Source organism: Microbacterium sp. CFBP 8794, from assembly GCF_014841235.1.
Taxonomy (GTDB): Bacteria; Actinomycetota; Actinomycetes; order Actinomycetales; family Microbacteriaceae; genus Microbacterium.
This window is the reverse complement of sequence record NZ_JACYTT010000002.1, coordinates 186,381-204,893: the sequence shown is the minus strand read 5'-3', so window position 1 is coordinate 204,893 and position 18,513 is coordinate 186,381. Positions and strand designations below refer to the sequence as shown.

18 protein-coding genes are annotated in these 18,513 nt (G+C 70.4%); 13 read left to right on the top strand and 5 right to left on the bottom strand.

From position 1 onward, the window contains the following. Window positions 1-22 precede the first annotated feature (22 nt). Complete coding sequence (locus tag IFU19_RS04640) at window positions 23-634, top strand: hypothetical protein (protein WP_192013038.1); 612 nt, start codon at window positions 23-25, stop codon at window positions 632-634. A gap of 62 nt (window positions 635-696) precedes the next feature. On the opposite strand, the gene pdxY is transcribed toward IFU19_RS04640, so the two are convergent. Next, window positions 697-1,551 (bottom strand): pyridoxal kinase PdxY, encoded by an 855-nt coding sequence (gene pdxY, locus IFU19_RS04635; RefSeq protein WP_192013037.1) that lies wholly within the window; start codon window positions 1,549-1,551, stop codon window positions 697-699. Next, entirely contained in the window at window positions 1,548-2,903 is a 1,356-nt protein-coding gene (locus IFU19_RS04630; RefSeq protein ID WP_192013036.1) for an aminotransferase class I/II-fold pyridoxal phosphate-dependent enzyme, read from the bottom strand. Before IFU19_RS04630 ends, pdxY begins: the two co-directional genes overlap by 4 nt. Before the next feature lie 96 nt (window positions 2,904-2,999). Between IFU19_RS04630 and pdxS the strand changes: the two genes are divergently transcribed. The 10 genes from pdxS (at window position 3,000) to IFU19_RS04580 (ending at window position 13,191) form a co-directional block, all read left to right on the top strand. Beyond that, window positions 3,000-3,884: a pyridoxal 5'-phosphate synthase lyase subunit PdxS gene (gene pdxS, locus IFU19_RS04625; RefSeq protein WP_055837293.1), complete on the top strand. Its 885-nt coding sequence runs from the start codon at window positions 3,000-3,002 to the stop codon at window positions 3,882-3,884. Next, on the top strand, window positions 3,874-4,491 hold the full coding sequence (pdxT, locus tag IFU19_RS04620; protein ID WP_082516573.1) for a pyridoxal 5'-phosphate synthase glutaminase subunit PdxT: 618 nt from the start codon (window positions 3,874-3,876) through the stop codon (window positions 4,489-4,491). The genes pdxS and pdxT overlap by 11 nt, the downstream gene beginning before the upstream one ends. A gap of 10 nt (window positions 4,492-4,501) precedes the next feature. Next, the gene (locus IFU19_RS04615) at window positions 4,502-5,260 is read left to right on the top strand and encodes a YebC/PmpR family DNA-binding transcriptional regulator (protein WP_055837296.1); all 759 of its coding nucleotides are present in this window, start codon (window positions 4,502-4,504) and stop codon (window positions 5,258-5,260) included. A gap of 48 nt (window positions 5,261-5,308) precedes the next feature. Then, complete coding sequence (gene ruvC / locus IFU19_RS04610) at window positions 5,309-5,911, top strand: crossover junction endodeoxyribonuclease RuvC (RefSeq protein ID WP_055940465.1); 603 nt, start codon at window positions 5,309-5,311, stop codon at window positions 5,909-5,911. Between the two features lie 9 nt (window positions 5,912-5,920). Further along, window positions 5,921-6,541 carry a Holliday junction branch migration protein RuvA gene (ruvA, locus tag IFU19_RS04605; protein ID WP_192013035.1) on the top strand — a complete coding sequence of 207 codons (621 nt, stop codon included), beginning with the start codon at window positions 5,921-5,923 and terminating at the stop codon, window positions 6,539-6,541. Further along, a complete protein-coding gene (gene ruvB / locus IFU19_RS04600) occupies window positions 6,534-7,580 on the top strand; it encodes a Holliday junction branch migration DNA helicase RuvB (protein ID WP_055837305.1) in 1,047 nt (348 codons plus the stop codon). Before ruvA ends, ruvB begins: the two co-directional genes overlap by 8 nt. Before the next feature lie 80 nt (window positions 7,581-7,660). Next, window positions 7,661-8,137, top strand: coding sequence for a preprotein translocase subunit YajC (locus IFU19_RS04595; RefSeq protein ID WP_192013034.1), 477 nt, complete (start codon window positions 7,661-7,663; stop codon window positions 8,135-8,137). 50 nt (window positions 8,138-8,187) lie between these two features. Next, window positions 8,188-9,894, top strand: a complete 1,707-nt coding sequence (gene secD / locus IFU19_RS04590; protein ID WP_055837311.1) for a protein translocase subunit SecD — start codon at window positions 8,188-8,190, stop codon at window positions 9,892-9,894. Then, window positions 9,894-10,880, top strand: coding sequence for a protein translocase subunit SecF (secF, locus tag IFU19_RS04585; protein WP_070407994.1), 987 nt, complete (start codon window positions 9,894-9,896; stop codon window positions 10,878-10,880). The genes secD and secF overlap by 1 nt, the downstream gene beginning before the upstream one ends. 61 nt (window positions 10,881-10,941) lie before the next feature. Continuing rightward, the gene (locus tag IFU19_RS04580) at window positions 10,942-13,191 is read left to right on the top strand and encodes a RelA/SpoT family protein (RefSeq protein WP_070407995.1); all 2,250 of its coding nucleotides are present in this window, start codon (window positions 10,942-10,944) and stop codon (window positions 13,189-13,191) included. Here IFU19_RS04580 and IFU19_RS04575 read toward each other — a convergent pair. From IFU19_RS04575 to IFU19_RS04565, 3 genes are all read right to left on the bottom strand, one after another. Then, window positions 13,170-13,847 carry a hypothetical protein gene (locus IFU19_RS04575; RefSeq protein ID WP_070407996.1) on the bottom strand — a complete coding sequence of 226 codons (678 nt, stop codon included), beginning with the start codon at window positions 13,845-13,847 and terminating at the stop codon, window positions 13,170-13,172. The two genes, IFU19_RS04580 and IFU19_RS04575, sit on opposite strands and share 22 nt — an antisense overlap. A 64-nt stretch (window positions 13,848-13,911) precedes the next feature. Then, complete coding sequence (locus IFU19_RS04570; RefSeq protein WP_192013337.1) at window positions 13,912-15,204, bottom strand: DUF349 domain-containing protein; 1,293 nt, start codon at window positions 15,202-15,204, stop codon at window positions 13,912-13,914. Window positions 15,205-15,738: 534 nt separating this feature from the next. After that, window positions 15,739-16,017: a dioxygenase gene (locus IFU19_RS04565; protein ID WP_192013033.1), complete on the bottom strand. Its 279-nt coding sequence runs from the start codon at window positions 16,015-16,017 to the stop codon at window positions 15,739-15,741. 143 nt (window positions 16,018-16,160) lie between these two features. On the opposite strand from IFU19_RS04565, the gene IFU19_RS04560 reads away from it, so the two are divergent. After that, the gene (locus tag IFU19_RS04560; protein WP_156459430.1) at window positions 16,161-17,588 is read left to right on the top strand and encodes a replication-associated recombination protein A; all 1,428 of its coding nucleotides are present in this window, start codon (window positions 16,161-16,163) and stop codon (window positions 17,586-17,588) included. A 187-nt stretch (window positions 17,589-17,775) separates the two neighbouring features. Then, entirely contained in the window at window positions 17,776-18,405 is a 630-nt protein-coding gene (rpsD, locus tag IFU19_RS04555) for a 30S ribosomal protein S4 (RefSeq protein ID WP_055837326.1), read from the top strand. The last annotated feature ends 108 nt before the right edge of the window (window positions 18,406-18,513 follow it).

The following is an 18,513-nucleotide window of genomic DNA, read 5'->3' as shown; positions in this document are numbered from 1 at the left end:
GCGCAGTGACTAGCGTGAGCGGATGGACCTTCGCCTCCGCCCTCTCGTTCTGTCGCTGACGCTTGTGGGCGTGCTGCTCGGCGCGACCGCCTGCATCCCGCTCCCGAGCCCGCGAGATGCCGAGAGCGTCGCTACTCCCGGGCCGACCACCGAGGAGTCGCCGACCGAGGGGTCGTCGTCCGCGGCACCCGACGACGACACCGACGCCGACGAGCTGGGCGACGCGTTCGCCGAACGCGAGGAGTTCTTCCGCGCCCAGCAACTGCCGATGGACGGTACGCCCCTGGTCGCGGTGACGCCCGCGCAGAAGCAGTTCATCGCCGAGCAGCGCGCGTACGTCGAGGGACAGGGGGCGTCCTGGTCGGCGCAAGACGAGAGCATCACGCTCGCACTGGCGGCCGACGCGTGCGAGACCGCCATCCTCAGCGCGCACGAGGTCGACGCCACCACCCTGCAGACCCACGTCGACACGTCTCCGCTGTTCGCCGCGATCGTGCCGAAAGACACCGACGCCGCGACGCGGGCCGCGGGCGAGCGCAACGTCGCCAGCGTGATGATCTTCGGAACGTCGTTCCTCTGCCCCGACGACGCCCCCGCGTGGCAGGCGGCGTATCTCGAGGTCTACGGCGGCTGACGCCGGCCGCCGGAGCGATCAACCGGACCGCGCCGCGCGGGCGATCGCGGAGCGACTGCCGCTCAGCGCACCTGGCGCACCGAGAACTGCAGGCGCGGGTGCGCGTACGCCTCCTGCGACTCGATGAGACGCAGCTCTCTCGAGCCCGACTCGTAGGTGTTGGTGAGCAGGTCGAACACACTCGACGCCGTGCGCGCGAGCGCGTCGGCCGCGTCGCCGCCGCTGCGGCGGTAGTGCGCGGTGAAGAGGGCGGCCGTGACGTCGCCCGAGCCGTTGGCCTTCATCGGGATGAGCGGGGTCTGCACGATCCACGCGCCGTTGTCGTCGACGACCATCATCTCGATCGTGTCGGCTTCGCGGTCGGGGCGCTCGACGCTGGTGACGAGGATCGTGCGCGGACCGCGATCGCGCAGCGCGTCGGCCGAGTCGAGCGTCGAGTCGATGCTGCCGGGCTCGGTGCCGGTGAGGAAACCGAGCTCGAACTGATTGGGGGTGAGGATGTCGGCGACGGGCACCACGCGCTCGCGCAGCAGCTCGGGGATGGCCGGTGCCACGAAGCAGCCCGACTTGGCGTTGCCCATGACGGGGTCGCAGGCGTACACGGCATCCGGGTTCGCCCGCTTGACCCGCGCGACGGTGTCGATGATGACGTCGGCGATGCCCTCGCCGCCCTGATAGCCCGAGAGCACCACGTCGATCTCGGGGAACACCCCGCGGTCCTCGATGCCGGCGATCACCCCGGCCACGTCGTCGGGCGCGATGAGGGGTCCGCGCCACGCGCCGTATCCGGTGTGGTTCGAGAAGTTGACCGTGTAGACCGGCAGGACCTCGACGCCGATGCGCTGCAGCGGGAAGACGGCTGCGGAGTTGCCGACGTGCCCGTACGCGACGGCCGACTGGATCGAAAGCACCTTCATGCCTCGATCCTCCCACTTCGCGCCCGCGCGGGGAGCACGCCCGCCGACAGTGCGCCCGCGGCGATCGCGATGTCGTCGGCGAGGGAGTCGGCCGAGTCCGCGTCGAGGTCGTGCACGGTCAGACGCAGGAACGATCCCGCGTGCTCGGGCGCGAGGAAGAACGGATCGCCCTCGCGCACGAGCCAGCCGCGCCGCATGAGCTCCTCGCGCACGGCGGCTGCGGGAACGGGGAGCGGAACCCAGAGGTTCAGGCCGTCGCCCGGGGTCACCGGCAGCCCGCGCGCACTCAGCGCCTCGGCGAAGGCCGCGTTGCGGTGCGCATAGTGCGCCGCCGCCCGTTCGATGCCGGCGCGCACCGCGTCGTCGGTGACGAGCGCGAGCGTCATGCGCTGCAGCAGGTGGCTGACCCAGGTGGTGCCGGGGGTCAGGCGCACGGCGAGGCCGTCGGCGGTGTCGACGTCGGATGCCGTGACCGCCAGGCACGTGTCGGGTCCGAGGAACTTCGACATCGACCGGATACGCGCCCACCGGCGCTGACCCGGGCCGATCACCGAATGCAGTGCCGCCCGCGACAGCAGCGAGAAGTGGTCGTCCTCGATGACGAGCACGTACGGATGCTCGGCGAGCACCGCGCGCAGCGCCGCCGCGCGCTCCGCGGTGAGGCTGGCCCCCGTGGGATTGTGTGCGCGGGGCGTGCAGATGACCGCGCGCACCCCCGCCTGGAGTGCGAAGCGGAGCCCCTCCACGGTCATGCCCTCGGCATCCACCGCCACGGGCACCGCGCGATACCCGCCGGTGCGCACGGTGTGCAACGCCGACAGGAAACAGGGGTCTTCGAGGGCGACGGCGTCGTCGCGCTGCAGGGACTGGGCCAGCAGGCGTTCGATCGCGTCGCTCGCACCGCTGGTGACGGTGATGCGCAGTTCGTCGTGGGGGAGCTGATCGGCCATCCACTCGCGCGCCCAGGCCTCGAGGCCCGGGTCGATGACCGGTTCGCCATACAGCACGGGTCGGGTCGAGCGCGCGAGGGCCGCGGTGGGGTCGGGGATGCGCCCGGGGTCGGGGTTCCCCGTGCCGACGTCGCGCAGCACGGTGTCGGGCGCGTACCCCTCTTGAGCGACGGCGGCGCGGTCGGCGACACGCGTGCCGCCGCGGCCCCGCGCCTCGACGAGGCCGGCTTGCGCGAGCTGACGGTAGGCGGCGACGACGGTGTTGCGGTTGACCCCGAGGTCGGCGGCCACGGCCCGCACCGATGGCAGCAGGGTGCCGGGGGCGAGCTCCCCGCGCTCGATGCGCGTGCGCAGGTCCGCGGCGATTCCGGATGCCGACCGGCCGGTCATGTCGATGGTCATACGCCCCCCTGGGTCGGCGTCCAGCCTATGTCCTGAGCCATGCTACGTTTTGGCCTAAGTCAATGAACGCGCCCCGAAGCGCGGAACGGAGTGGACATGACCGACACCGGAACCTCCCGCGTCAAGCGCGGTCTCGCCGAGATGCTCAAGGGCGGCGTCATCATGGACGTCGTCACGGCCGACCAGGCCCGCATCGCCGAAGACGCCGGCGCCGTCGCCGTCATGGCGCTCGAGCGCGTGCCCGCCGACATCCGGGCCCAGGGCGGCGTGGCGCGCATGAGCGATCCCGACCTGATCGACGACATCATCGCGTCGGTGTCGATCCCCGTCATGGCCAAGGCCCGCATCGGCCACTTCGTCGAGGCGCAGATCCTGCAGGAGCTCGGGGTCGACTACATCGACGAGTCCGAGGTGCTCTCGCCCGCCGACTACGTGAACCACATCGACAAGTACGACTTCACCGTGCCGTTCGTCTGCGGCGCCACCAACCTGGGCGAGGCGCTCCGCCGCATCACCGAGGGTGCCGCGATGATCCGCTCGAAGGGCGAGGCCGGCACCGGCGACGTCTCGGAGGCGACCAAGCACATCCGCACCATCCGCGGCGAGATCAACGCCCTGCGCGCCAAGACCAAGGACGAGCTGTACGTCGCCGCCAAGGAGCTGCAGGCCCCCTACGACCTCGTCGCCGAGATCGCCGAGACCGGAAAGCTGCCCGTCGTGCTCTTCACCGCCGGGGGAGTGGCCACCCCGGCCGACGCCGCCATGATGATGCAGCTCGGCGCCGACGGCGTCTTCGTGGGCTCCGGCATCTTCAAGTCGGGCAACCCCGCCCAGCGCGCCGCGGCCATCGTCAAGGCCACCACCTTCCACGACGACCCCAAGATCGTCGCCGAGGCGTCGCGCGGGCTCGGCGAGGCGATGGTCGGCATCAACGTGTCGGATCTGGCCGCCCCGCACCGACTCTCCGAGCGTGGCTGGTAGTCCCCGCGTCGGCGTCCTCGCCCTGCAAGGCGACGTGCGGGAGCACCTCGCCGCGCTGACGGCCCTCGGCGCCGACGCCCGTCCGGTGCGTCGGCCCGAGGAGCTCGCCGCAGTGGAGGGACTCGTCCTTCCCGGCGGCGAGTCCAGCGTCATCGACAAGCTGGCCCGCGCGTTCGGGATGCAGGCGCCGATCCGCGCGGCGATCTCCGACGGCATGCCGATGTACGGCACGTGCGCGGGCCTGATCCTGCTCGCCGATCGCCTCGACGGCGCGATCGAGGGCCAGCAGACCTTCGGCGGCCTCGACGCCCGCGTCGCGCGCAACGTCTTCGGCAGCCAGACCGCCTCGTTCGAGACCGACCTCGAGGTCCCCGCCCTCGGCGCCCCTCCCGTGCACGCCGTCTTCATCCGCGCCCCCGCGGTCGTCGAGTGGGGTCCGGATGCCGAACCCCTCGCCGCGCTTCCCGACGGACGCGTCGTCGCGATCGAACAGGGCTCGCTCCTGGGCACCGCCTTTCACCCGGAGTCGACCGGGGAGCTGCGCTTCCACCGTCGCTTCCTGGATCGCGTTCGCGCCCGACGCGGTGCGGGCGCGCCCGCGCTCTAGACTGGAACGCATGTCCGGACACTCCAAATGGGCCACGACCAAGCACAAGAAGGCGGTCATCGACTCCCGCCGCGCCAAGTCGTGGGCCAAGCTCATCAAGAACATCGAGGTCGCGGCGAAGCTCGGTGGGGCCGACATGCAGGGCAACCCGACGCTGTTCGACGCGGTGCTGAAGGCCAAGAAGACCTCGGTCCCCAAAGACAACATCGACCGTGCGATCAAGCGCGGCGCCGGGATCGGCGGCGAGGCCGTCGAGTACGCCTCGATCCTGTACGAAGGCTACGGACCCAACGGCGTGGCGTTCCTGATCGAGTGTCTGACCGACAACAAGAACCGCGCCGCGGCCGAGGTGCGCACCGCCCTCAGTCGTAACGGCGGCACCCTCGCCGACCCGGGCAGCGTCGCCTACAACTTCGCTCGTAAGGGCGTCATCGTCGTTCCCTCCGAGGGCACCAGCGAAGACGACGTCATGCTCGCCGTGCTCGAGGCCGGCGCCGAAGAGGTCGAGCCCCACGGCGAAGGCTTCGGCGTCATCACCGAGGCGAGCGACCTCGTGTCGGTACGAAGCGCCCTGCAGGACGCCGGGATCGAGTACGACTCGGCCGACGTCGAGTTCGTCCCCTCGCTCAAGGTCGAGGTCGACGCCGACACCGCCCGCAAGGTGTTCCGCCTCATCGACGCGCTCGAAGACAGCGACGACGTGCAGAACGTCTACACGAACTTCGACCTCAGCGCCGAGGTGCAGGCCGAGCTCGAGAACGACGAGTAAGGGCGCGCCCTCGTTTGCGACACGGCTCCTACGCTTAGCGTGGGGGCCGTGTCCCGTTCCCTCCGCGTCCTCGGCATCGACCCCGGCCTGACCCGCTGCGGCATCGGCGTCGTCGACGTCTCGCCCACCCGCACGGCGTCGCTCGTGCACGTGGGCGTCGTGCGGTCCGCGCCGACCGATCCGATCGAGAAGCGCCTGGCGGCCATCGCCGCGGGGATCCGCGAGGTGCTGCACGCGCACGATCCTCACGTCGTCGCTGTCGAGCGCGTCTTCGCACAGAACAACCGCCACTCGGTCATGGGCACCGCCCAGGCCAGCGGCATCGCCCTGCTGCTGGCCGCCGAACACGGCATCCCGGCAGCCACCCACACCCCCAGCGAGGTGAAGGCCGCGGTCACGGGGTACGGCGCCGCCGACAAGCTGCAGGTGCAGACGATGGTCGCCCGCGTGCTGCGCCTGGACGCCCTGCCACAGCCCGCCGATGCCGCCGACGCCCTGGCGATCGCCCTCTGCCACGCGTGGCGCGGGGGAGCGGCATCCCCCTCGGACGACTCGGCACTCACCCCCGCGCAGCGCGCCTGGCGCGACGCCGAGAAGCGACGCACGCCCCCCACGCGTGTCGCTCGAACACATGTACGAACCGCGCCCTAGGCTCGGAGGATGATCTCCTCGCTGCACGGTTCGGCGGCCCACGTCGCCGACGATTCACTGGTCATCGTGGTCGGCGGCGTCGGCTTCTCGGTGGCCGTGACCTCCCAGCTCGCCCGCACCGTGCACATCGGCGACGACGTGTACCTGCACACGAACCTCATCGTGCGTGAAGACGCGCTCTCGCTGTTCGGCTTCGAGTCCCGCGAGGAGCTGACGGTGTTCACCCAGCTGATCGGCGTCACCGGGGTGGGTCCCAAGTCGGCGCTCGGCGTACTGTCGTCGCTCACCGTGCCGCAGATCGCGCAGGCGGTCGCCGACGACGACGACGCCCCGTTCCGTCGCGTGTCGGGCATCGGCCCGAAGACCGCGAAGCTCATCGTCGTGCAGCTCGCCGGCAAGCTCGCCGTGGTCGCCGCCGCCGCCCCCGCGGTCGCCTCGGTCCGCGGCGCCGTGCCCGCGCAGGTGACGCAGGCGCTCATCGGTCTGGGCTGGACGGAGCGGACCGCCGCCGAAGCCGTGGCATCCGTCGCCGAGAACGCCTCCGAGGCCGACCGCGCGTCGGTGCAGGCGCTGTTGCGCCTCACCCTCGCCCTGCTCGGCCCCGCGCGCAAGGAGCCGGTGAGTGGCTGACGTGCGCGACGCCGGCACGCCCGACGACGAGATCGAGCTCGCGATCGAGGGCGCCCTGCGCCCCACCTCGCTCGCCGAGTTCGTCGGCCAGCAGAAGGTGCGCGGGCAGCTGCAGTTGCTGCTCGACGCCGCCCGCATCCAGCAGCGCTCGCCCGACCACATCCTGCTGTCGGGCCCCCCGGGTCTCGGCAAGACGACGCTCGCCATGATCGTCGCGCACGAGAGCGGACGCCCGCTGCGTCTGTCGAGCGGACCGGCGATCCAGCACGCGGGAGACCTGGCGGCCCTGTTGTCGTCGCTCACCCCCGGCGAAGTGCTCTTCATCGACGAGATCCATCGCATGGCGCGCTCGGCCGAAGAGATGCTGTACCTCGCGATGGAGGACTTCCGCATCGACATCATGGTCGGCAAGGGCGCGGGCGCGACGAGCATCCCGCTCGATCTCGCCCCCTTCACCCTCGTCGGGGCGACGACACGCGCGGGGCTCCTCCCCAACCCCCTCCGCGACCGCTTCGGTTTCACCGCGCACTTGGAGTACTACGAACCCGAGGAGCTCGAGCGGGTCGTGTCCCGATCGGCATCCATGCTCGACGTGGGCCTGCCCGGCACCTCTCGGTCCGAGATTGCCCGTCGCTCGCGCGGGACGCCCCGCATCGCCAACCGCCTTCTGCGCCGCGTGCGGGACTACCTCGTCGTGTACGGCCCCTCCGACGGCGCCGCCGAGGGAGACGCCGACGTGCGGACGGTGGGCGCCGCCCTCGACCTGTACGACGTGGATGCCATCGGACTCGACCGCCTGGACCGCGCGGTGCTCGACGCGCTCGTCCGCCGCTTCCGCGGGGGACCGGTGGGGCTGAGCACCCTCGCCGTCGCCGTCGGCGAGGAGCCCGAAACCATCGAGTCGGTGGTCGAGCCGTACCTCGTGCGCATCGGTTTCATGGGGCGCACTCCCCGCGGACGCGTCGCCACCCCCGAGGCGTACGACCACCTCGGCGCTCCCCACCCCGACGGCGTCCTCCGGTTCAGCCAGGGGTCATGACCTATACTCGGCGAGGGATTCCCCGACCCCCGCTAGGCAGTGCCGCACGGCGCGCCTGAATTGAAAGGTGCACCGCCTCGATGGATATCGCCCGGTTCTTCGCCGATTACGGCATCATCATCCTGCTCATCGGACTGTTGGTCTTCATGTTCTACAGCTCGCGCCGTCGGATGAAGAAGCAGAAGGCCGACATCGAGCAGAAGGCACGCGAGACCGTTCCCGGCGCCGAGGTCCTCCTTCAGGGCGGCCTGTACGGCACCATCGTCGAGTACGACGGTGAAGACCTCGACAAGCCCGCGCACGTCGAGATCGCTCCCGGCGTCGTGATCAAGGTGCACAGCCAGGCCGTGCTCCGCATCGTCAACCCGGCCGAGGGCTTCGTGACCGAAGACGACTTCATCGACGCCGAAGAGGCCGAGGCCGAGTACATCGCCGGGGTCGCCGACGGCGACATCACCTCGATCAGCGACGACCGCCGCGCCGCGCGTCACGACGAGCACACCGAGGCCGGCCTCACCGACGCCGAGCGCGCCGACAAGGACCGCCCGCAGGTCTGACGCCCTCACCGGCCCCTTCCTCGTTCACCGCCGCACAGAAAGCCGACTCCGTGGCGCCCTCGACTCCTGTCCGTCATGCCTGGCGCGTGTTGACCGGATTGCTCGCCATCACCGGCGTGCTCTTCGGCATCAACGCGCTGGGCGTGTACGCCTTCTCCGCAAGTTCCTGGACCCCCGAGCTCGCGCTCGACCTCCAGGGCGGCACGCAGATCATCCTGCAGGCCCAGACCACCGACGGGGCCAACCCCGACAGCGAACAGCTGCAGCAGGCCGTCTCGATCATCCGCCAGCGCGTCGACGCCTCGGGCGTGAGTGAGGCCGACGTGGCCACCGAGGGCGGCCGCAACATCGTCGTGCAGATCCCGGGCGAGGCCGACGAGGCCACCCGCGAACGGATCCAGAGCTCGGCTCAGCTGCAGCTGCGCCCGGTGCTGTTCACCGGGTCGCCCGCCACGACGTTCGTCGGCCAGGACGGCAACACCACGCCGTATCCGACGCCCGACCCGTCGCTGCCCGCGACCCCGACCGCGTCGCCCACCAACGGCAGCGACCCCGCGTGGATCACCCCGGCGCTGCAGGCGCAGTTCCTCTCGTACGACTGCGCGAACCCGCCGAGCAACCCCGCGCAGGCTCCCGCCGATCAGCCCATGATCACGTGCGGTCAGGGCGATTCGACCAAGTACATCCTCGGTCCCGTCGAGCTCGACGGCACCGACATCTCCAACGCCACCAACGGCCAGGAGCAGAACACCGGCCAGTGGGCCGTCAACCTCGTCTTCAACGACCAGGGCACGCAGACCTTCGCCGAGATCAGCCAGCGCCTCTACGGCGCTCAGGCCCCGCTCAACCAGTTCGCCTTCGTGCTCGACGGCAGCGTGCTGTCGGCCCCGTCGATGAACGGCATCATCGTCGATGGCCGCCCGAGCATCACGGGAAGCTTCACGCAGGAGTCGTCGAAGGCCCTGGCCGACCAGCTAAAGTACGGCGCCCTGCCGCTGAGCTTCCAGGTGGTCAGCTCCGACACCGTGTCGGCGACCCTGGGTTCGCAGCAGCTCCAGGTGGGCTTCATCGCCGGTCTGATCGGTCTGGGGCTCGTCGCGATCTACTCCCTGATCGTGTACCGGGCCCTCGGCACGGTGATCATCGCCTCGCTGGGCGTGATGGCAGTGCTGACCTATCTCGCCCTGTGCATCCTGGCGTGGCGGGCCGGCTTCCGCCTGTCGCTCGCCGGTGTGGCCGGTCTGATCGTGACGATCGGCTTCACGGCCGACTCGTTCATCGTCTACTTCGAACGCATCCGCGACGAGTTGCGCGACGGAAAGTCGATCACGGCCGCCGTCGAAGACGGATGGTCGCGCGCCAAGCGCACCATCTACATCTCGAAGTCGATCAACATCCTCGCCGCCGTCGTGCTGTACATCCTGGCCGACTCCACGGTGAAGGGCTTCGCGTTCACGCTGGGGCTCACCACCGCGATCGACATCCTGATCTTCATCCTGTTCACCCACCCCGTGATGCAGTTGTTGGCACGTACCCGGTTCTTCGGGTCGGGACACCCCCTGTCGGGAATGGACCCGCACGCGCTGGGAGCCGTCTACCGCGGCCGCGCCGAGTTCCGTGCTCCCGTCGCCGACGCCGGCCGTGCGAAGCGCTCGCGCGGTGAGGCCCAGCGCCGCCAGACGATCGCCGAACGCAAGCAGGCCGAGCTCGCCGCCGCGCGCAGCGATAGCCGCTCGACGAAAGAGGGAGACGTCTGATGCGCTCCATGACGCAGCTCGGCAACGACCTCTACTCCGGGAAGACCTCGTTCCCGTTCGTTCAGCGCCGTCGACTCTGGTTCATCATCGCCGCCGTGCTGGTGATCGGCGCGGCCCTCGTGCCGCTCATCCGCCCGGTGCAGTTCTCGATCGAGTTCACCGGCGGCTCGCAGTTCACGGTGTCGAACCCGGCCTCGTTCGACCAGTCGCTCGCCACCGACGCCGTGACCTCGGTCGTGCCCGGTGCGAGTACGCGCGTCAGCACCATCAGCGACCAGGCCGTGCGCGTGCAGACCGACCAGATGGACAACGACGAGACCCAGGCGGTGGCCGCCGCCCTGGCGTCCGCCTACGGCGTCGATGCGTCCGAGATCACGAACTCGTTCATCGGACCCACCTGGGGCAACGACGTCACGCGCCAGTCGCTGTGGGGTCTGTCGATCTTCCTCGCGCTGACCTTCCTGATCCTCGCGCTGTACTTCCGCACGTGGAAGATGTCGGTCGCCGCGATCATCGGCCTCGTCGACGTGCTCGTCATCACGATCGGCGTGTACGCGCTCTTCGGCTTCGAAATCTCGCCGGCCGCCGTCATCGGCTTCCTGACGATCCTCTCGTACGCGCTGTACGACACCACCGTCGTCTTCGACAAGGTGAGAGAGAACACCCGGGATGACGGCGAGATCTCCGGCCGCACGTTCGCGGAGTCGGTCAACCTCGCCGCGAACCAGACGTTGATCCGATCGATCAACACCACGGTGGTCGCCATCCTCCCCGTCGGCGCCATCCTCTTCATCGGAGTGCCGCTGGGCGCGCGCACCCTGAGCGACATCTCGCTGTCGATCTTCGTCGGCACGATCGTCGCGGCGTACTCGACGCTGTTCGTCGCCGTCCCGATGTACGCCCTCCTGCGCGAGAAAGAGAAGCCGATCGCCGATCGCGACGCCCGCGTCGTGGCCGCACGCGAGAAGGCGGGCGTCCCGGCCTGACGCCGGGGCCCCGCCCCGCGGGGCGTAGACTTGATCGACTGGCCGTGAGGAAGAGGTGGCGATGACCGAGACCACGTCGTCCACGCCGCCCCCGTCGTCACTGCGTCGCCTGGTGCCGCGCATCTTCTCACGTGCTGCCCGCCGCGACGACGTCGACAAGCTGCTCCGCACCGTCCGCACGCACCACCCCAAGGGCGATCTCGCGATCGTCGAACGGGCCTACGCGGTCGCCGACAAGGCACACGACGGACAGAAGCGCCAGAGCGGTGAGCCGTACATCACCCACCCGTTGGCGGTGGCCCAGATCCTCGCCGAGCTGGGTCTGGGGCCCAAGGCGATCGCGGCGGCGCTTCTGCACGACACCGTCGAAGACACCGGCTACCCCCTCGACGAACTCGCCGCCGACTTCGGCGACGAGGTGGCCATGCTCGTCGACGGCGTCACCAAGCTCGACAAGGTCAAGTACGGCGACAGTGCCCAGGCCGAGACGGTGCGCAAGATGATCGTCGCGATGTCGAAAGACATCCGCGTACTGCTCATCAAGCTCGCCGATCGCCTGCACAACGCGCGCACCTGGGGATTCGTCCCCCCGCACAAGGCCGCGAAGAAGGCGACCGAGACGCTCGAGATCTACGCCCCGCTGGCGCATCGTCTCGGCATCCAGGCCATCAAGAGCGAGCTCGAAGACCTCTCGTTCGCGGTGATGCACCCGAAGCTCTACGCCGAGATCGAGAGCCTGGTGAGGCAGCGCACTCCGCAGCGCGAGCAGTACGTGCAGAACGTCATCGACTCCGTCGACGCCGACCTGCGCGAACTGCGGGTACGCGGCCGGGTCATGGGGCGACCCAAACAGCTCTACTCGGTGTACCAGAAGATGGTCGTGCGCGGGCGCGAGTTCGACGACATCTACGACCTCATCGGCATCCGCATCCTCGTCGGCACGGTGCGCGACTGCTACGCCGTGCTCGGTGCGATCCACGCGCGGTGGACGCCGCTGCCGGGGCGCTTCAAGGACTACATCGCCACTCCCAAGTTCAACCTGTACCAGTCGCTGCACACGACGGTGCTCGGACCGGGTGGCCGCACGGTCGAGATCCAGATCCGCACGCACGAGATGCACCAGCAGGCCGAGTTCGGTGTCGCGGCCCACTGGAAGTACAAAGAGCGCATGGCCGGCGGCAAGACGGATGCCAAGGCCGTCGACGCCGACATGGCCTGGATCGCGCACATCTCGGACTGGCAGGCAGAGACCGCCGACCCGGGGGAGTTCCTCGACTCGCTGCGGTTCGAGATCGGCGCGAAAGAGGTCTACGTCTTCACGCCGAAGGGGCGCGTCGTGGGTCTGCCCACGGGGGCGACGCCCGTCGACTTCGCGTACGCCGTGCACACCGAGATCGGCCACCGCACCATGGGGGCGAAGGTCAACGGTCGCCTGGTGCCCCTCGAGTCGGCCCTGCAGAGCGGCGACGTGGTCGAGGTCTTCACGTCGAAGAACCCCGACGCCGGCCCCAGCCAGGACTGGCTCGGCTTCGTCAAGAGCACCCGCGCGCGCAACAAGATCCGCGGGTGGTTCACGAAGGAACGTCGCGAAGAGGCCATCGAGCAGGGCAAGGACTCCATTGCCCGCGCCATGCGCCGGCAGAACCTTCCCCTGCAGCGTCTGATGAGCCAGGACTCGTTCACCGAGGTCGCGCGGCTCTTCCACTACGAAGACGTCTCGGCGCTGTACGCCGCCGTCGGCGAGGGTCACGTCTCGACCCAGTCGGTGATCGAGAAGGTCACGGCTCTGGTCAACGTCGAGGAGTCGAACACCGGCCCCATCGACATCCCCGTCGGACGCAGCCGGGCCCCGCGCGGTGGCGACTCGGGAGTGCTCGTGCGCGGCGCGCCCGACATCCTGGTCAAGTTGGCCAAGTGCTGCACCCCCGTGCCGGGCGATCAGATCGTCGGCTTCGTGACGCGCGGCAGCGGCGTCTCGGTGCACCGGGGCGACTGCACGAACGTGAAGTCGCTCAAAGAAGAGCCCGATCGACTCATCGAGGTCGAGTGGGCGCCGACCTCGAAGAGCGTGTTCCTCGTGCAGATCCAGGTCGAGGCCCTCGATCGCTCGGGCCTGCTCAGCGACGTCACGCGGGTGCTCAGCGAGCACCACGTCAACATCCTCTCGGCCACCGTGTCGACGACGAACGACCGACTCGCGCTCAGCAAGTTCGTGTTCGAGATGGGCGACACCGTGCATCTGGATCGGGTGCTGAACGCGGTGCGCCGCATCGACGCGGTCTACGACGTCTACCGCGTCACCTCTTCCTGAGGGGCGACGCGGTCCTCGTCCGCGCCGGCACGGGCGATGGCCGTACCCGGTGATCCCGGGTGACCGTGGGACATGTCGCTGCTCCGTGCCTCGTGCTGCGCGGCGTCGCCAGGCTCTGCGGATCCGTGTGCGCACCGCAGCGCGTCGACGGCTCGCCGACCGTAGGGGAAGCGCGGGTGCGCCCGCAGCCAGAGCGTCGCCGCGGCGGCGATCCTCGGCTCCTCGGCGGCCCACGCGCAGGCCACGGCTCGCTCGGCGGCGTCGCCGGAGCGAGCGAGATCGATCAGGGTGCGCGCCGGCGTGGTGACGTGAACCCCCGCGACGGTGACGACGTCGGCCGCCCCGAGACGCACCTCGTGATACTGCGCGCGGGCAGTTCCCCGCACGATGTGGCGTATCGCGCTCACACGTTGCGCGTGGTGGCGGGTCGGCTCGACGGTCTGTCCACCGTGGATCCACGCCGCGCTCGCGCGTACCGCCGCCCAGCGGTCTCCGAGGAGCGGACGGAGGCTTCGCGCACGCATCCACGGGCTCTCGACGGCATCGGCGGGCATGAACCCCTCGCCCAGGGCGACCAGGATGCCGTCGAGGCACGCGGCCGTGAGCTCGGCCAGGGCCATGCGCTCGTCGGCGAAGAACAGGAAGGGCGACACCATCCCGTCAGTGTGACGCGAGGGTGTCGCCCTTCCTGTTGACCGTAGAGATCTGTGGAGAACCCGCTCAGCCGCCGAGGGCGCGCAGCCAGGTCCGTCGCGCTTCGAGGGCCTCGGACGCCTGAGCCGCCGCGCGCTTGTCGCCGCGCGCGGTGGCGTCGGCGAGCTCGGCCTCGAGCTTGTCGATCGCGTCGGACAGCTGGCGCGTCATGTCGTTGGCACGCGCCTTCTGCTCGGGATCGTTGCGCTTCCAGTCGGCGTCTTCGCGGGTGCGCACGCTCTGCTCGATCTTGCGCAGGTCGTCGTCGAGGGCACGCTCCTTGTCGCGCGGGAACACGCGACCGATCTCGTCCCACTGGCGCTGGATGGCGGTGAGCTTCTGTCGCGCGGTGGCGAGGTTCTTCTCGTCGACGAGCGGAGCCGCCTCGGCGAGGAGCACCTTCTTCTGCTCGATCTTCTCTTTCGAGGCCTCGGTTTCGGCGGACTCCCGCTCGATGCGTGCGCCGTACAGGGCGTCACCCGCGGCTTTGAAACGCGCCCACAGAGCGTCGTCGACCTTGCGGCCGGCGCGGCCCGAAGCCTTCCAGGCGTCCAGCAGGTCGCGGTAGGCGCCGATGCCGTCCTCGCCGCGCGGGGCCAGGGCCTCGGCGCGCTCGACGAGACGCGTCTTGGCGTCGCGCGCGACCTTGTGGGTGTCGTCGAGCTGCGAGAAGTACTCGCGGCGGTGGCGGTCGACCGTCGCGCGGGCGTCGCGGAACCGGCGCCAGAGCTGCTGCGCGGTCGACTTCGACAGGCGGGGCCCGTTCTGCTGGTGGGCCTGCCAGCGGTCGAAGAGCGCCGCCATGTCGGCGGTCATCTGCTTCCACTGCACGGTCTGCGGGTCGCGGGCGGCCAGGGCCTCGGCCTGCTCGACGATGGCCGTGCGCTCGCGCACGGCTTCGTCGACAGCTTCCTTCGCGGCGGCCGCTTCGGTCTCGCTGGCTTCGGCGAGCTGCGACGTGAGGGCGTCGAGGCGCGCGACCAGGGCGGCGAGGTCGCCGACCGCGGCGGCGCCGTCGAGCTTGCCGCGCACCGTCTTGGCCGTCGAGCGCAGATCGCCGGCCGACGCACCGCCGCGGCGGTGGCGCACCTCGAGCAGGGTCACCTCGCTCGCGAGGTCGGAGTACTTGCGCTCGAAGTAGGCGAGTGCTTCGGCGGGCGTGCCGTCGGGGTACTGTCCCACGGCGCGCCAGTCGTCACCCTCGCGCACCGAGACGGTGCCGTCGTCGTCGACGCGGCCCCACGGCTCGGTGGGCGTGCTCGACGCGGGGGCGCCGGCGGGCTTCGAGGGAACGGGGGCACCCGGGCGCGGACGAGCCATGGGGGTGGCGGCGGGACGCGGCGACGGCGCCGGCGTGCGAGGCGCGGCGGGCTCCTCCGACTGTTCGGCGGCGGCAGGCTCGTCGGCACTGGGCTCATCGGCACCGGGCTCATCGGCACTGGGCTCATCGGCACCGGGCTCATCGGCACCGGGCTCATCGGCACCGGGCTCATCGCCGTCGGTCGCGGCGGGGGTGCCGAACGCGGCGTCGACCGCGTCGGCATCGGGGGCTCCGTCGTCCGTGTCATCGGATGCCGCGGACGGGTCCACGTCGGGGACGGAGTCGGCGCCGTGATCGTCGGAGGCGACGGGCGAGTCGAGGCCGGGCGCGGAATCGGCCTCGGCGGCCGTCGCGCCCTCGGGCGCGGCGGTGGGTTCGACCTCGGCATCACTCGCGCCGTCGCGCGGGTCGGAGGTCTCGGGGGTGGGAGCGGAAGTCACGGGTAGCACCTCATCGCGGCAGAACCGCCTGGGGGAGTAGGACTCTCCGAGCCTAGTACGGGCCGCACCCGCGGAACAGGATGCCGCCCCGGCTCACTCCGTCGGCACCGGTGCGGGCGTCTCGGGAACGGCCGTCGGCGCCGGGGTCGGCACATCGGTGACGGCGGGCACGGGTGCGCCCGGACCCGCGACGAAGTAGAACGTCTGAGCGGCCCCGGCACCGAGGATGACCGCGAGTCCGACGACGACGCCGATCACGGTGTCGCGGCGACGCCGACGCCCCTGGCGTTCGTGCAGCTCGAGGCGCGCCTGGTAGACCCGCGCGCGCTCGCGCTGCTCCCGTGTCTGACGGTCTTTCCCCCGCGTCGCCACATCGACCTCCTCGCGCTCGGACGCCTCGATCCTACGCACGGGCCCCACGGACCGAGGTGCCGGCGGTCGTCCGGCGGCCTCCGACGAGAGCGGCGGGGACCGCTGCTCGCTCCGGTGTCGGAGGCCCCGGTTAGCCTGGAGCAGTGACCCGTGCCTCCGCCCTCTTCCAGGGCTCAACCCCGCTCGCGGTGCGAATGCGACCCGTCAGCCTCGATGAGGTCGCCGGCCAGGGTCACCTGCTGCGCCCCGGCTCTCCGCTGGTCACCCTCGCGACCACCGACTCCTCGGCATCCGTCTCGGCGGTGTCGGTCATCCTCTGGGGTCCTCCCGGAACGGGCAAGACCACGCTGGCACAGGCCATCGCGCGCTCGTCGGGGCGTCGTTTCGTCGAGCTGTCGGCGATCACCGCGGGTGTGAAGGACGTTCGCGAGGTCATGCAAGAGGCGCTGACGCAGCGCGACCTGTACGGGCAGTCGACCATCCTCTTCCTCGACGAGATCCACCGGTTCACGAAGGCCCAGCAGGACGCCCTGCTCCCGGGAGTCGAGAACGGGTGGGTCGTGCTCATCGCCGCGACGACCGAGAACCCCTCGTTCTCGGTGATCTCCCCGCTGCTCTCGCGCTCCCTGCTGCTGACGCTGCGCCCCCTGGGCGACGACGACCTCGGCGCCCTCGTCGATCGGGCGGTGACCGACCCGCGCGGACTCGCGGGGCGCGTCGTGCTCGACGACGAGGCCCGCGCCACGCTGGTGCGCCTGGCATCGGGCGACGCCCGTCGCGCCTTGACCGCCCTCGAGGCCGCCGCCGCGGTCGCCGGTGACGACGGCGGCGTCGCCGCGCCGGTGGCCACCCGTGCCGCCGACGGCGATGACGATGACGACGACGACGAATCGGATGCCGGGACAGACGACCCCTCGCGTCCCGCCGACGATCTGCCGGTCATCACCGCCGACCACATCGCCCAAGCCGTCGACCGCGCTCTGCTCAGATACGACCGTCAGGGCGACGAGCACTACGACGTGATCAGCGCGTTCATCAAGTCGGTGCGCGGCTCCGACCCCGACGCCGCGATCCACTACCTCGCCCGCATGATCGAAGCGGGGGAGGACCCGCGCTTCATCGCCCGACGCCTCGTCATCTCGGCCGCCGAAGACATCGGCATGGCCGACCCGCAGGCCCTGCAGATCGCGGTCGCCGCGGCCGACGCCGTGGCGTTCATCGGCATGCCCGAAGGGCGCATCCCGCTCGCCGAGGCGACCGTGTACCTCGCGACCACGGCCAAGTCCAACGCCGCGTACAACGCCATCAATGCGGCGATCGCCGATGTGCGCGCCGGCGGTTTCGGACGCGTCCCGATGCACCTGCGCGACGCCCACTACCCGGGCGCCAAGCGCCTGGGCCACGGAAAGGGCTACAAGTACGCCCACGACAGCGAGATCGGCATCGTGACGCAGCAGTACCTTCCCGACGAGCTGCGGGGCAAGCGCTACTACGAGCCCACGAACCACGGCACCGAGCGCGATGTCTCGGCACGGCTCGAGAAGATCCGCCGCATCCTCGACGGGCAGTGACACCCGCGCAGGGGTCTCGCCGAGTGCTCTGATAGCATGAACCGGCTCGAAACAGGGTTTTCGGGCATCCCCTCCTTCCAGTGATCACCTTCCGGTGCGCCCCGGCGTGCGCTTCGGATCGGGCGGAAGGGGGCGATACGCCCGCGAGCCGCGAAAGGCGCGGCCGCGTCATCGGAAGGAGCACTTCGTGACCACGAAGTCTCAGGACCGCCGTAAGGTGCGTCTGTCGCGAGCCCTCGGCATCGCGCTCACCCCCAAGGCCGCCCGCTACCTCGAGAAGCGTCCCTACGCTCCGGGTGAGCACGGTCGCACCAAGCGCAAGGCCGACAGCGACTACGCCGTTCGTCTGCGCGAGAAGCAGCGTCTGCGCGAGCAGTACGGCATCCGCGAGAAGCAGCTGCGCATCGCGTTCAACGAGGCCCGCCGCACCGACGGCCTGACCGGTGAGAACCTGGTCGAGCTGCTCGAAATGCGTCTGGACGCCCTCGTCGTGCGCGCGGGCTTCGCCCGCACCACCGCGCAGGCTCGCCAGCTCGTCGTGCACCGCCACATCATGGTCGATGGCCAGCTCGTGGACCGCCCGTCGTTCCGCGTCAAGCCGAACCAGATGATCCACGTCAAGACCAAGAGCGAGGGCCTCGAGCCCTTCCAGGTCGCCGCCGCCGGTGGGCACGCCGAAGTGCTGCCCCCCGTTCCGGGCTACATCGAGGTCGACCTGGCGACGCTGCAGGCTCGCCTGCTCCGTCGCCCCAAGCGCGCCGAGGTGCCCGTCACGTGTGACGTGCAGCTCGTCGTCGAGTACTACGCCGCCCGCTGATCTCAGCGAGCTGAAGGGCGCCGGGTTCTCCCGGCGCCCTTCTTTCGTTCCGAACGCGCTCCCCGCTCACCGCCCGATCGCCCTCGGATGCCGGCGGGCACGGCATCC